We start from the raw sequence: 14349 nt of genomic DNA on the forward strand, positions 1-14349 counted from the left end.
TTTTTTCTGTCATTCTTTTACTGTAGTCAAAGCGTTATTTGAAATCTCAATTCATTGTCAATTTTTTGACTACCCAAAGCTTCATGAGTATGGTGTTTTCTCAGAAATGACTTAGGATTGCTATAGTAGTTTGCCAATATGACTTGGCGGGGTAAAAGGTAAGGGAAAAAGGGGAAGGATTTTTATTAATCCCTTTATGTTTAACTTTTACCCTTTCCCCAGCCCTCACCCAGTATTTTTTTTTAGGTTGGCAGACCACTCGTTAGCTGTGCACCTCTATAAACTATCAGTCATTTTTACTGATTTTGTCGCACCCACTCATCCAAGCGAGACATTTCCACTGCACGGTTCAAAACTAATCCATTAACCTTGTTCCAGCCGGAGTGAAGGGCGACAATATAATACTTGCCTTCAATATAAGTAATAATTGCTCCTCCTGAAGCACCGCCAGTAGTATCACAGTTGTGGTAGAATAAACTATCTTTTTGACGAAGGATGCTGCATTCTAGGTGAACGCCAGCAGTCATGCTTTCACCCGCAGTCAGTCCTTCATATCCTTTCTTTTTAGGGTTGGGAAAATCACCAGAATAGCCGACCAAAGCGAATCTTTGTGTATCTCCAACTAGAGTAGAAGATGGCAAAGATTTCCAGCCTAAGTAACCATATTTTTTGCCGATGGGCTTGTCAAGCTTCAAAACAGCCCAGTCGTCTACATAATCTTCTAAAGTTCCCTGTTTAAAGTCTGTGCCGTAATAAACACTAGTTGCATAAGCTACATCATCTTGATCTCGGACGACACCGTTAATTAAGTTGGGTAAAAAAGCGATCGCTTTACTAACCTTTCGAGTATCAGGGTTAACTACACAGTGAGCATTTGTTAAAACAACGTCTTCAGCAATTAACGTTCCTGTGCAACTGTAATTACCATCATCACCTACCCCCTCAATTTTACCCACCGCTGACCAAGGATATTTTCTGCTAGTCATGGGAATGCGGTCATCTGAGCCAATAATTGCCCGTCGGTTTCCGGGGGGTTCTTCCGACTGATTCAGTACCGAAGGTTCCCCTTTGCCTTGCAATTTAAATTCCGCAGGATTTTTGACTCTGGTAAAGCTTGGTGGTGCTGGTTGAGATTGTGTTTGAGCTGATACTGATGCCCAAATACCCATTGCTAGACCAATTGTTGCTATACAGGGGAAGATAAATTGTTTGGATTTCAAGACAGTTTTCATTTAAGAATCACTCCTTGCAAAGGTTGTTGTGACAAAACTAACCACGAAGACACTAAGACACAAAGCAATAAGAGTTTCAGCGATTTCGCGTAAGTCCTATGAGCGTAAGATGACACTAAGGAACTGTACGTTGTGGCTTTACTTATTGCCGCCATTCGCCAAGTAAGGTAAAACCTGCCCAGGAATAGGGGTTGCGCCACTGCTCCTGTTTCCAGAGTTCGAGTTGTGCGGCTCGCAGAGCAGCAGCGGGAGATTTACCTTGCTGCAACATTTGACTGTAAAATTGCTGCATCAGCAACGATGTCGCTTCATCATCCACACTCCATAAAGACACCACAACTCGTGATGCACCTGCATACATTAATCCTCTTATCAAACCTACTAATCCTTCTCCCTTGATTTCCTGACCCAGCCCAGTTTCACAGGCACTCAGCACTACCAACTCTGCGGGAAAGTCGAGGTTGAAGATTTCGTTCAACCGCAGAAAGCCTTTTTGAGATTTACCTTGTTTGTCTACCAGAGATAGAACTATTCCCGATAATTCGGGATTGGTGCTGTCAGCAAAGCCGTGGGTGGCAAAATGCAGCATCTGGTATTGACTCAGTTGTTTGCTGGTTGCCCAGTTGTAGTTAGCGTCAAAATCAAAAGCTGATAGGCTATTTGATGACGGTACTAGTTTGAGAATCTCCTGTGCTTCTGTGCGAGTATCTTCGAGTCTGCCAATTTGGTTGCGGTTGATGTTCTTTACTGACCGTTGAAGTGCAGACTCTTGTAATTGCAGGTTTGGGTCATTGGTGGGATTTGATGATTTGCCAGTGACGCGTTTATCATCGACACTGAATACTGGGTCGGCAAGGATAGCGAGAGTTTTCGGTGCTTGGGAACGTCCTTGGAGTTGTTTGCGAAGAATGGCAATGGTGGAAGCGGAAGGCAGACTAATAATTTCATGGTTAATTACCAATGGTTGATAATTGTGTCCTGTAGCTTCCTCTGCCTGCGGCGACCCGCTTAACAAGGGGGTAAAGGAGAAAACATTGCTCCCTATTTTAAAGGAGGTTGGGAGGATCTCCTTTGGTACAATTAACGCCGCAAAAGGAATGTATTGCAAAGCATCATCACCAACAATCACTAAACGTTTTTGCCCCAATTTGTTAACAACAGGTGCAAGGATGAGTTTACTAAGTTCGTTAGCAGCTTTGGCTGTTTGTTCTGGGGATACTTCGCTCATCCCTGGATTTTTTAAATAGTTGTTGTATAAATCTTTTGCCGCTTTCTCTATTTGTTCGCGTCCAGGGAGTTGATATGTATCGAGAGAATCGGGAGTAACAGCCCAAAGATAGCTGCGGTCTTCACCTAAAGAATACTGCAACAGTAGGGTGTCTTTATCAAGTTGTTGCTGAATTTCTGGCAAGGTTAGCGGTTGAGGATACTTGAGTGCGGCATACTCAGAATTAGTAGCACGGATTTTTGTCTTAATTTCTTGCTGTTGATTGAGCAAGTCTGCAATTTGTTGTTTGGTAGTTGCTATTAGTTGGTCTGGTGGTTGTTTTTGACTCGATAGTTCTGAGAGTTGTTTTTCTTTTGCATCAACTAGCAATTGTAAACGGCGTTCTTCTGCCAAGAGTTTTGGGTCAATACCTTTTTTAATATCTACATTAGCTTGGGTTAACAGTTCTATTAAACCTCTGGCACGCGATCGCTCACTGATGTGCAGTGCCAAAGCATCGTATCCTTTTGATGGGTCTTTTTTATGCAACTCCATTAGCAAGTCAATGTAGAATTTGTAAACGTCTTGCTTTGATGCAAAGTAAGAAGCACGCAACTCTTGGCTATCAATTTTGGTGCGTAAGTCTTCAACAATTTTGATAGCAGTTTCAACTTGGGTAAGAGCTTGTTTAAGATTGCCTTGGTTACGTTCGAAAAAAGCTATGTTATGAAGGGTATTTGCTTCTTCTCCTTTATTGCTGACTGCACGCCATAGAGATAGTGCTTGGTTGTAATACTCCAGTGCCTTCTGCTTTTCTTCCAATGAGTCGTAGACTAAACCAAGATTGTTGAGGGTAAGGGCTTGCTGAGATTCGTTATCAAGTTTTCGCCATAGTAGAAGCGCTTTTTCATATTTAGCGATCGCCCCTCGCAGCGATTCTGCTGTCCTTTGATTATAAAGTTCCAAACCCTCTAGGTAGGCTCTTTCAGCAGCGGCGCGATTTGCATCCTGTTGCGTTGTTCCTGACTTTTGTGCTATCTGCAACGGTGTATTTCTCAGTGATGCCCCTACTAAATCACACAGCAAAACTATACTTAGCAAAATAGTTAAACCATAGCAGGTAAAATTCGGTAGTAAGTACCAAAAAATTCGCCTAGACTTTGTACACCTATTCATTTTTAAATCTCAACACATCATTAGTGACATTGAGAATCCAAGTAAGTAACCTTGCTTCCATAGGATAATTATTCAGTTGTCATCAGAGATATTACTGAAAATTTATTCTGATTTTATGGGTGCGTTTAGTAATGTTTGTCTTGGTTGCGGTTTTTGTAACCAATAAAGTAGGAGCAACTAATGCTTTTCTATCCCAGCTCATACTATTGAAGTCGTGGCTAGAATATACGCTCAAAAGGCTTCTTGCGATAACGTCGATAGATATCGAAATCACTATCCAAAGTAGCGATCGCTGCAATATCCAGGCGCTCCGAAATGACGATTAGGGATAAATCTGCAAAATCACCTGGTAAGTCTTTGTACTGGGCATTTAACTCAGCAATACGGGAAAAATCTTGAGGCAATAGTTGCTCACACTCGTATAATTGTTTGGCAACATCCAGAAGAAACTCGTTTTGTGTGCGCCAATCAAAGTTGAGCAACCACACCACTTCTGCGATGCAAATAGGCGTAGTTACCAGCCTAGAAGTGCAGTTTTCAAAGAAACGACGCACCTGTTGGTGATACCGATCTCTGGCGCTGTAATAAGCCAATAAAAACCCGCTATCCGCGAGTATAAGCGGATAGTAGGTCATGGGTGACGTTTGGTAAGATATTCAGCGATCGCCTTCTTACGGTTCGGGCGTTCAGATAAATCTGTTGGTGCATCTTGTAGGAGGTGTTCAGGGTGTCCACCCCGCCTCTCTACCAAAGTTTTACCCGCTTGCAAGCTCAACCAACGTTCAGCGATCAAGCGTCGGATCAACTCACTCTTGTCTGTTTTCTCTTGAGCCAAGATATCGGCTAACTGGCGTTCTGTTTCATCGTCTAGTCTAACAGTCAGCATTGTTTTCGTCATACTTGTATTGCAAGTAATACAAGTATAACCTAGATGTAACCTAGATGTCTATTGCCGCCATTCGCCAAGTAAGGTAAAACCTGCCCAGGAATAGGGGTTGCGCCACTGCTCCTGTTTCCAGAGTTCGAGTTGTGCGGCTCGCAGAGCAGCTGCGGGAGATTTACCTTGCTGCAACATTTGACTGTAAAATTGCTGCATCAGCAACGATGTCGCTTCATCATCCACGCTCCATAGAGACACCACTAGGCGGGCTGCACCTGCATACATTAATCCTCTTGTCAACCCAACTAGTCCTTCTCCCCGCACTTCTTCACCTAGTCCAGTTTCACAAGCACTCAGTACTACTAACTCCGCCGGAAAGTCGAGATTGAAGATTTCGTTAAGCCGCAGAAAGCCTCTTTGGGGTTTGCCTTGTTTGTCTACTAGGGATAGTACTATTCCTGATAATTCTGGGTCGCTGCTATCTAGGAAACCATGAGTAGCAAAATGAATCATCTGATATTGACTCAGTTGTTTGCTGGTCGCCCAGTTGTAATTAGCATCAAAATCCAAAGCTTGCAGATTATCTGACGGCGACACCAGTTTGAGAATCTCTTGGGCTTCAGTGCGAGTACCTTGGAGTCTTACAAGATTGCTACGGTTGATGTTGCTAGTAGACCGTTTGAGGGCAGACTCTTGTAGTTGCAGTTCGAGTTTATTGGCGGCATTTTGGGGGGTTTTGGCTACACGCTCATCATCAGTACTAAATACCGGGTCGGCGAGGATGGCGAGAGATTTTGGTGCTTTGGAACGCCCTTTAATTTCTTTGCGGAGAATGGCAATGGTGGAGGCGGAAGGTAGATTTATAATTTCATGGTTGACTACTAATGGTTGATAAGCTGACCCATCTGCTGATTTTGCGCTAGTTAATGCTGCAAAAGGAATGTATTGCAAAGCATCATCGCCAACAATTACTAAGCGTTTTTGTCCTAAATTGTCAGCAACGGGTGCGAGGATCAGTTTACTGAGTTCGTGAACAGCTTGAGCGGTTTGTTTCGGGGATACTCCCCGCATCCCAGGATTTTTTAAGTACTTGTTATATAAATTCTTAGCTGCTTTTTCTATTTGTTCACGTCCAGGGAGTTGATAAGTATTAAGAGAATTGGGTGTGACAGCCCAAACATAACTACGTTTTTCACCCAATGAATACTGTAACAGTAGGGTGTCTTTATCTAATTGTTGCTGAATTTCAGGTAAGGTAAGGGGTTGGGGATACTTTAAATCAGCATATTCAGGGTTTTGAGTCCGAATTTTTGTCTTCAGTGCTTGCTGTTGATTAAAGAGGTTTTTGATTTCTCCCGTCAGATTCTCTATTTGCTTGGGAGTATTATCTTTATTAGCTAACTCTGAAAGTTTTTTCTCTTTGGCATCGATTCGCCATTGCAAACGGCGTTCTTCTTCTAATAATTTGGCGTCAACACCTTTGAGGATATCTACATTAGCTTCTGTTAACAGTTCTACTAAACCTCTGGCGCGAGAACGTTCGCTAGCTTGCAGTGCTAAAGCATCGTATGCTTTTGATGGGTTTTGTTTGTGCAGTTGCATTAGCAGGTCAATGTAAAACTCGTAATACTTCTGCACGGTGGCAAAGTAAGAAGTACGTAGTTCTTGGCTGGTGACTTTGCTACGTGTATCCTCAACGATTTTAATTGTTGCTTCTATTTGGGAAAGGGCAGCGTTAAGATTGCCTTGATCGCGTTCTGTAATCGCAATACTATAAAGCGTGTCAGCTTCTCCGGTGCGATCGCCCAAGGTTCGCCACAGTCCAAGTTGTTGATTGTAAGTTGCGATCGCCTCTTTAGGCTGCTTTAATGAATTGTAAGTTTTGCCAATATTGTCCAAAACGTTAGCTTCTGCATACCGATTTCCTAACTTTTGCCACCCTGACACTGCCTCTTTAGAGAATGAAAGTGATTTTTGATAATCGCCTGATGCTTGATATACTCTACCCAAGAAGGCAAGAGCAGCAGCTTCGGTAAAGCTGCCTTTTTGTTGACGTGACAACGAAAGCGCTTGATTAGCAGCATCAAGTGCCTTGGGATAATCTTTCAATGACTCATAAACTCTGATGATGCCTGTAAGTGTGGCAAATTCTTGAACAACATTTCCCTGTTCGCGCTCTAGCTTCCGCGCCTGGTTGTAATAATCTAGTGCTTTGGGATAATCTTCCCTGGCTAGATAAACGCTGCCAATATTGTCTAGGATTTGAGCTTCCTTACCGCGATCGCCTATCTTTTTAGATATCTCCAATGCTTGGCTGTAAGTTTCCACACTTAAGCGATAGTCACCCAATGAACTATAGACTAAAGCGATATCCTTGAGCGTATCAGCAACTCTTGCGCGATCGCCAACCTGACGGCTCAAATCCAGTGATTGGTTGTAAAAGTCGAGGGCTTGCTGATAATCGCCGAATGATGCGTAAATACCTGCGATGTTGCCAAGGGTAAAGGCTTCCCTAGCGCGATCTTTACTAGCACGCTGAATTACAAGTGCTTGATTTAATGAATCAAGCGCTTTCTGCTTTTCGCCTGTTTGGTCGTAAACAAAGCTGATTTGGTTGAAAATCTCAGCTTCAGCATTGGGATTACCTACCTTTTTCAGCAGTGATTGTGCTTGCTTAAAGTAGTCGATAGCCTTCTGAGGTTCGCCTAATGAATTATAGGCTCCAGCAATTACTGAGAGAATAGAGGCTTGTTGAGTGAGGTTAAATACCAGAGCAGTTCCAGAAAGATTTCCCTGCGCTTTCTGTTGCAATTCCAGCGCTTGGTTTAAGGTATCAAGTGCTTTCTGATTCTCGCCCAAGGATAAATAGAGTGTGCCGATGTAGTTAAAGACATTGGCTTGTCCAGCCAGATTCTTGTTGGTAAGTTGGATCTCCAGTGCTTGATTTAATGAATTCAGCGCTTTTTGTGGTTCGCCCAACTGTACGTAGATTAAACCGATAGTTTGAAGGGTGTCAGCTTGTCCATCCAGATCCTTCTGAGCACGTTGAATCACCAGTGCTTGATTGTAGGAGTCTAGTGCCTTCTTTGCATCACCTAATTGAAAGTAAACTCCAGCAATGCGGTTCAGCGTCAGCGCTTCCAAATCAGGTTTTTTCTCGGCGCGAAGTAATGACAGCGCTTGATTATAAGATGAGAGTGCTTTTTGCTTTTCACCCAAGTTGGAGTAAGCGCCAGCCAAAGAAGAGAGCATGACAGCTTCCCCAAAACGGTCTTTGAGTGTACGTCTGATGACTAGTGCTTGATTATAATATTCCAGCGCCTTTTGATTGTCGCTTTGGATAAAGTAGAGAGTGCCGATGCTTAAAAGTGTTGTGGCTTCAGAATTGCGATCGCCTATTTCTCGCCAGATTTTGAGTGCTTCTTCATATTTTGCGATCGCTTGTCGCCGAGATTCACCTGTACCTTGTTCATAAAGTTTCTGTGCTTCCTGCAAAAGTTGCTGTCCCCGCGCCGAGGCTCGTTTTGCAGCCTGTGGCGTTGCTTCTGATTGTTGTGCTATCTGTAACTTTATATTTCTCGGTGTTGCACCCACTGCATCAGCCAGCAAAACCATACTGAGCAATAAAGTTAAACTGCAACGAGTAAAATTTTGTAAAAAGCAACCTAAAATATACGTAGACTTTAGTTGATTCATGCTCAAGCCTTAGCAAATAATAATCGACAGTTGTAATCACGTAGACAAAAATACTGCTGATAGGAAATTATTCAGTTTACCTCAGAGATATTGCGGAAACTTTGTTGTTATCTTAAGAATTTTTTAGACCAAACTCGCTTTGGTTGCTGTTTTTGTAACATATAGCAGTTTTTAACTGCATAAAATACTGGTATTTTTTGCAATTAACGTCAAAATGGCAATAAAAAAGGTGGGTATTACCCACCTCAGAAATCTTAGTTTACAAAAGAGTCTTGGATTTATAATTCCTGAGCAACTAGTGGAAACACATAAGTACTCAACTCAGGACTTTTGACTTACTTACGACTACCTAACCACTTAGTCGCCGCAATACCTATAATTCCTGCCAATATACGATTGCTGAAAAACTTGCTCATGCCTGGTTGTTCAGTCAGTACTTTGCGGAACTCGATGGTTGTGATCAGCGAAGGATGCCAGTCTACTCACATCATCAGCGTTCATCCGGTTGGGGTTGTGTGCAGATTTCAAGTGTTACTCTAGATGGCGATCGTCAAGTTCTCTTGGCTTCAAGTGTTTCAAAAAAGCACTATTAGAGAGTTGATATTAAAATGTAGAGACGTATTTAGATACATCTCTACAAAAGTATATTAGGAAACTAAACAATTACTCTTATCACCTATCTAAGATGAAATAAAAGTGGTTTAGTTATTGTTATCAATCACTTATTATTGCAGAAACAGAATATACTTTCTTGATATCCCTAAGTCTTCTGCAAAAAAGCATGAGTCTTAGTCAATCTTTCTTTTCACGCTATCTTTGACATCTTCAATGCCGTGACGTACTTCGCTCTCAGCTTGCTTTGCTTTACCTTCAGCTTTATCTTCTGGATCACCAGTAATATTACCCAATGCTTCTTGAGCTTTTCCTTCAACATTCTTAGCGGTAGCTTTTGCGCGATCTTCTGTGCTCATTTTGCGCTCCTAATTTATTAGAAAGTTAATTTCAAAGTTGCAAATCAGCTTTGAAATACTTTGTCATTACTCTTACAAAGTAGCTTAAACTTTTGGCTAAAGCCTTCTGCCACAAGATATATTAGATTGTTCAAAAGTTTAAATATAATGTATTAAATGAATCAAATACAATCGTGGTAAGCATTCTAGCTATTAACTTTATGTAAATGAAATTAGTAATAGCTTAGTTACCTATGCTAAAAGATAGAGAAAATAAGAGCTAGTAGAACATTTAGATCAGCGCTGGTGAGACACCTATTTTACAAGCTGTGTTTTGAGATATAGCAAATCTTAGCTTTGTTGGGTGCGTTGTTGTGGAGCAGAATGCATCATAAAAATGGTACGTTATGGCAAAGTTAATAACGTACCTTACTCAATGTATTATTTCTAAATAATCTCTCATACTTCTATGCAGCTGATGTTAGAACTTAGATGAGTTTTAACTAAAAAACCCAGTTCTTCCAAGAAACCGGGTCAATAAAATTATACTGATGATTTTTTGGTCTAATCAAGAAAACCCATTAGACTTTCAGACTCGTCAATAGTATTTGGTGCTACTGGACGATTGCCAAACACTGAATAGCTTTCAGAAACTATTATTGAACTTGAGCCAATTGGACGAATGCCGGATGAGCTGATAGTGTCAACGACTTCAAATGTATTGCCACTAATTGGACGATCGCCAGCTTCATGATATGTCTCAACTATTTCAAAACTGCTGGTGCTAATGGGACGTAAACCAGCAATTGCAACTGTTTCAGCAAACTCCAAGTCGCTGCTGGCTATGGGACGAACCCCAGCTATCGCGAGTTTTCCATGATCCGCCTGCACTGGCAATTCACTATCTAGCTCGCTTTGATCTGCATTCAAGCTCTTTCCCTGGTGATTTTCAACTTCTGTTGTTTCTCCCTTAAGCTTGGCAAGCTTTTGCTGAGAACTGATTGCTTTGCCAGCGCTGCTAATAGCCATAACCTAACACCTCTGAATTTGTTAACTGAATTTACAATAATTAAGGAAAGATGAAATTTTTCCTATATATGAGAGTTTAACCTTAAAAAACCTCATACAGGTATAAGTATCTTTAAAATCTATACATAAGTAAACTTAAATAGTAAATTTTTGTAAAATATTATTGCTATTTATTTAGTTTAACTATCCAGGTGCAACGAATGCAGAAATGGAATAGTTACCATAAGATAGGGTATTTCCAGCAAAACTCTATGACAGAATTTGGTCTTCAAGCTCCTTTTAGTCCGACAGGTGATCAACCACAAGCGATCGCACAACTCACTACCAGTATCCAATCTGGTAATCGTTACCAAACTTTACTAGGAGCTACGGGAACTGGCAAGACATTTTCAGTAGCAGCAGTTATTGAGAAAATTGGTAGGCCAACTTTAGTTTTGGCTCATAATAAAACCCTCGCTGCACAACTTTGTAACGAATTGCGAGAGTTCTTTCCCAACAACGCAGTCGAGTATTTTGTCAGCTATTACGATTACTATCAGCCAGAAGCGTATATTCCAGTTAGCGATACTTATATAGAAAAAACAGCTTCAATTAATGATGAAATTGATATGTTACGGCACTCAGCGACGCGATCGCTTTTTGAACGCCGTGATGTCATTGTCGTTGCTTCTATTAGCTGCATCTACGGTTTGGGAATGCCAGCAGAATACCTAAAAGCTGCCATCCCTCTTCAAATAGGTATGGAAGTTAATCAACGCCAAATTTTGCGGGATTTGGCATCGGTTCAGTATAGCCGCAACGACATAGAAATGGGTCGGGGAAAATTTCGCGTCCGGGGTGATGTCTTAGAAATTGGCCCAGCATACGAAGACCGGATTATTCGTGTAGAATTTTTTGGCGATGAAATTGACGCTATTCGTTATATTGACCCGGTGACAGGTGAAATTCTCAAAAGTATGGAGGCGGTTAATATCTACCCTGCACGTCACTTTGTCACCCCAGAAGAACGGTTAGAAATAGCTTGTCATGACATTGCAGCCGAATTAAAACAACAAAAATTAGATTTTGAGGAAGCAGGAAAATTACTAGAAGCGCAACGCATAGATCAGCGTACACGCTATGACTTAGAAATGTTACGCGAGGTGGGTTACTGCAACGGCGTAGAAAACTATTCTCGCCACTTAGCAGGAAGACAAGCGGGAGAACCACCAGAATGTTTAATTGATTATTTTCCCAAAGATTGGCTATTAGTAATAGATGAATCTCACGTTAGCGTGCCTCAAATTCGTGGCATGTACAACGGCGACCAAGCCAGAAAAAAAGTGTTAATTGAGCATGGATTTCGTCTTCCCAGCGCTGCTGATAATCGTCCTTTGAAGGCAGAAGAATTCTGGCAAAAGGTGAATCAATGTATTTTTGTTTCAGCCACACCAGGAAATTGGGAATTAGAAGTTTCAGAAGGTCATGTAGTTGAGCAAGTAATTCGACCAACTGGCGTAATTGATCCAGAAATTTCTGTGCGTCCAACAGATGGACAAATTGATGATTTATTAGGAGAAATTAAAGATAGAATTGACCTCCATGAGCGAGTGTTAATCACCACATTAACTAAGCGAATGGCGGAAGATTTGACCGAGTATCTGCAAGACCACAGCATTCGGGTACGATACTTGCATTCAGAGATTAATTCTATTGAGCGAATTGAAATTTTGCAGAACTTGCGCGAGGGGAACTTTGATGTTTTGGTTGGCGTAAACTTGCTGCGGGAAGGTTTGGATTTACCCGAAGTTTCGCTAGTAGCAATTATGGATGCAGATAAAGAAGGTTTTTTGCGAGCTGAGCGTTCCTTAATTCAAACTATTGGTAGAGCCGCGCGTCACATCCGGGGACAAGCAATTTTATATGCCGATAACCTGACAGACAGTATGATTAAAGCCATTGATGAAACAGACAGACGGCGTGGTATTCAAATGGCACATAATCGGTTGCATGGAATTACACCACAACCAATTGTGAAAAAATCGAGTAATGCGATTTTATCGTTCTTAGACGTATCTCGACGGTTAAATGCAACTGACTTGAAAGTTGTAGATGAACATATAGATGAACTGCCATTAGAACAGATTCCAGAATTGATTACTTTGTTAGAAACACAGATGAAAGAGGCGGCGAAGAAACTGGAATTTGAAGAGGCAGCAAAATTGCGCGATCGCATTAAGCATCTACGAGATAAATTATTAGGACGTTAACGTGAATCTTATGCTGACTAATACTCGCCTAATTGCCTAATTAGTGTTCAAGAGTATCACCAAATGGCGGAAACGGGAATTTTTCATCCCGAAGAACGCTTAGAATTAATAGCGGGATAAATCATCAGAATGTCAGCGAAAGGAACTGCTCACGAATCAGCAATTACCCGCACATAAAGGTTATTATGTCAACCCTTGGGTGACAAGGTTTTATTAAAAATCCAGTCATCAGTGCAACCTGACGATTACTCGGAACCAGAACCAGATATTTCAGTAATGAAGCTCAATCCATTAGATTATGATGATCACCATCCCAATGCTTCGGAAGTGTTTTTATTTATTGAAATAGCTGATTCCAGTCTCAAGTATGATCGCGAAGTCAAAGCGATGTCTGACGACAAGCCACTCCATGTCTACGCCTATGCTAAGTAGGGTATTGTTGATTACTGGATTTTAGATGTTATTGGACGCAAGTTCTATCAGCTTTTTTGAACGCTGTTACATAGAATAATATTGTTAACCTGAAATTTGTTGGTGAGGCATCAGTTTCAAAATTGACTGCGAGATGATATGCATTAATTTGAACCAAAACCTCACAAAATCGCTTTGCTTCTGCTCAGATTTATCTTTGCGTTTAAAAATAAATTTCAACAATTCTGTAAATGAGCATTTTTCTTGTTTTACAATTAATGATGCTACTCCCATAACTACAAATTGGGGAATTATCAGAGCTATTGATTAAAAATTGGAACTAAAGATTTATATGTCTGCTCAATTTGAATCTAAGCGACTAGCTGGCGTTCTGTCCCTAATCGTTCTTGGGTTGAATATTGCTTCTTGCACTACCGATAGTAAAAACGTGAAGACTGTTTCCCTCGTTGGTGCTGGGGCAAGTTTTCCCGCACCTTTATACGAACGTTGGCTTTCAGATTATAACCAGCAAAATCCCAATGTGGAAATTAATTATCAAGCGATAGGAAGCGGCGCCGGAGTACAACAACTCATTAAAGGTACTGTAGACTTTGCAGCTAGTGATGTGGGAATTACAAATGAACAAGCAGCTAAAGTCAAACGGGGAGTGATTGCTTTGCCCTTAACTGCTGGTTCTATAGTGCTGGCTTACAACCTCACAACAACTGCACGCCAATCGTCTCAAGCCAATCTACCAAATAATCTAAAGCTTTCGCGCCAAGCCTACACAGATATCTTTTTAGGAAAAATTACTAATTGGAATCATCCGCAAATAGCTGTAGCTAATCCGGGGGTAAATCTACCTGATTTACCAATTCAGGTGGTACATCGAACTGATAGTAGTGGCACCACAAGCGTGTTAACACAACATCTAAGTGCTATAAGTCCAGAATGGAAAAGTAAAGTTGGAGTTGGGAAATCGGTAGCATGGTCTGTGGGAGTTGGTGCTAAGGGGAACGAAGGTATTACTGCTCTGGTTCAACAGATCCCAGGAGCTATTGGCTATGTAGAGTACGCTTACGCCATACAAAATAAACTACCTGTGGCTGCTTTAGAAAACAAATCTGGTAATTATATTACCCCGACACCAGAATCGGCAGCTAGAACTTTAGAGACAGTGAAATTACCCGCCGATAATTTAATTGCTTTTATCACTGATCCTATAGGTGCTCAATCCTATCCCATCGCAACTTATACTTGGCTTTTAACTTATCGCCAATATCAAAACCCCATCAAAGCCCAAGCACTAAAAAACTTTGTTAACTGGGCTTTGATTGAGGGGCAGAAATCCAGTTTGGAACTTGGGTATATTCCTCTGTCTAAAGAAGTTGTTATTCAAGCACAATCTGTTGCCAAAAAAATTACAGAATAACTAGTATTACAGCGGATTTCATCACAGGAATATTTCGCCATAGCCCAGAAATCGACTTGGCGTAGATGCAAAGGGTATTTGCTGCTT

10 protein-coding genes and 2 pseudogenes are annotated in these 14349 nt (G+C 41.3%); 4 read left to right on the forward strand and 8 right to left on the reverse strand.

Going from position 1 to position 14349, the window contains the following annotated elements; all coding sequences use genetic code 11:
* Positions 1–115 (forward strand): annotated as a pseudogene (locus tag FNW02_RS38885) (IS630 family transposase); the annotation flags it as partial.
* Between the two features lie 181 nt (positions 116–296).
* Here FNW02_RS38885 and FNW02_RS23295 read toward each other — a convergent pair.
* From FNW02_RS23295 to FNW02_RS23330, 8 genes and pseudogenes are all read right to left on the reverse strand, one after another.
* Positions 297–1232: a trypsin-like serine peptidase gene (locus FNW02_RS23295; protein ID WP_191759870.1), complete on the reverse strand. Its 936-nt coding sequence runs from the start codon at positions 1230–1232 to the stop codon at positions 297–299.
* Positions 1233–1374: 142 nt separating this feature from the next.
* On the reverse strand, positions 1375–3615 hold the full coding sequence (locus FNW02_RS23300) for a CHAT domain-containing protein (protein WP_191759871.1): 2241 nt from the start codon (positions 3613–3615) through the stop codon (positions 1375–1377).
* A 218-nt stretch (positions 3616–3833) separates the two neighbouring features.
* Positions 3834–4250 (reverse strand): type II toxin-antitoxin system VapC family toxin, encoded by a 417-nt coding sequence (locus FNW02_RS23305; RefSeq protein ID WP_191759872.1) that lies wholly within the window; start codon positions 4248–4250, stop codon positions 3834–3836.
* Positions 4247–4513, reverse strand: coding sequence for a ribbon-helix-helix domain-containing protein (locus FNW02_RS23310; RefSeq protein ID WP_225225855.1), 267 nt, complete (start codon positions 4511–4513; stop codon positions 4247–4249). Before FNW02_RS23310 ends, FNW02_RS23305 begins: the two co-directional genes overlap by 4 nt.
* Positions 4514–4561: 48 nt before the next feature.
* Entirely contained in the window at positions 4562–8191 is a 3630-nt protein-coding gene (locus FNW02_RS23315) for a CHAT domain-containing protein (RefSeq protein ID WP_191759873.1), read from the reverse strand.
* Positions 8192–8526: 335 nt separating this feature from the next.
* A pseudogene (locus FNW02_RS38890) lies at positions 8527–8776 on the reverse strand (hypothetical protein); the annotation flags it as partial.
* Positions 8777–8979: 203 nt separating this feature from the next.
* Positions 8980–9162, reverse strand: a complete 183-nt coding sequence (locus FNW02_RS23325; protein WP_191759875.1) for a CsbD family protein — start codon at positions 9160–9162, stop codon at positions 8980–8982.
* Positions 9163–9705: 543 nt separating this feature from the next.
* Complete coding sequence (locus FNW02_RS23330; RefSeq protein WP_191759876.1) at positions 9706–10170, reverse strand: hypothetical protein; 465 nt, start codon at positions 10168–10170, stop codon at positions 9706–9708.
* A 251-nt stretch (positions 10171–10421) separates the two neighbouring features.
* Here FNW02_RS23330 and uvrB point away from each other — a divergent pair, with 251 nt between their 5' ends.
* The 3 genes from uvrB (at position 10422) to pstS (ending at position 14262) form a co-directional block, all read left to right on the forward strand.
* Positions 10422–12419 (forward strand): excinuclease ABC subunit UvrB, encoded by a 1998-nt coding sequence (uvrB, locus tag FNW02_RS23335; RefSeq protein ID WP_191759877.1) that lies wholly within the window; start codon positions 10422–10424, stop codon positions 12417–12419.
* A 195-nt stretch (positions 12420–12614) separates the two neighbouring features.
* Complete coding sequence (locus FNW02_RS38895) at positions 12615–12851, forward strand: Uma2 family endonuclease (protein WP_225225856.1); 237 nt, start codon at positions 12615–12617, stop codon at positions 12849–12851.
* Positions 12852–13182: 331 nt separating this feature from the next.
* Positions 13183–14262 (forward strand): phosphate ABC transporter substrate-binding protein PstS, encoded by a 1080-nt coding sequence (pstS, locus tag FNW02_RS23345; RefSeq protein WP_191759878.1) that lies wholly within the window; start codon positions 13183–13185, stop codon positions 14260–14262.
* Positions 14263–14349 lie beyond the last annotated feature (87 nt).

The sequence above is a fragment of the Komarekiella delphini-convector SJRDD-AB1 genome, from assembly GCF_014831675.1.
Taxonomy (GTDB): Bacteria; Cyanobacteriota; Cyanobacteriia; order Cyanobacteriales; family Nostocaceae; genus Komarekiella.

Bases quoted from the DNA above. Each gene is read 5' to 3' on its own strand.
- FNW02_RS23295 (WP_191759870.1), bottom strand. From the start codon at position 1,232: ATGAAAACTGTCTTGAAATCCAAACAATTTATCTTCCCCTGTATAGCA.
- FNW02_RS23300 (WP_191759871.1), bottom strand. From the start codon at position 3,615: ATGAATAGGTGTACAAAGTCTAGGCGAATTTTTTGGTACTTACTACCG.
- FNW02_RS23305 (WP_191759872.1), bottom strand. From the start codon at position 4,250: ATGACCTACTATCCGCTTATACTCGCGGATAGCGGGTTTTTATTGGCT.
- FNW02_RS23310 (WP_225225855.1), bottom strand. From the start codon at position 4,513: ATGACGAAAACAATGCTGACTGTTAGACTAGACGATGAAACAGAACGC.
- FNW02_RS23315 (WP_191759873.1), bottom strand. From the start codon at position 8,191: ATGAATCAACTAAAGTCTACGTATATTTTAGGTTGCTTTTTACAAAAT.
- FNW02_RS23325 (WP_191759875.1), bottom strand. From the start codon at position 9,162: ATGAGCACAGAAGATCGCGCAAAAGCTACCGCTAAGAATGTTGAAGGA.
- FNW02_RS23330 (WP_191759876.1), bottom strand. From the start codon at position 10,170: ATGGCTATTAGCAGCGCTGGCAAAGCAATCAGTTCTCAGCAAAAGCTT.
- uvrB (WP_191759877.1), top strand. From the start codon at position 10,422: ATGACAGAATTTGGTCTTCAAGCTCCTTTTAGTCCGACAGGTGATCAA.
- pstS (WP_191759878.1), top strand. From the start codon at position 13,183: ATGTCTGCTCAATTTGAATCTAAGCGACTAGCTGGCGTTCTGTCCCTA.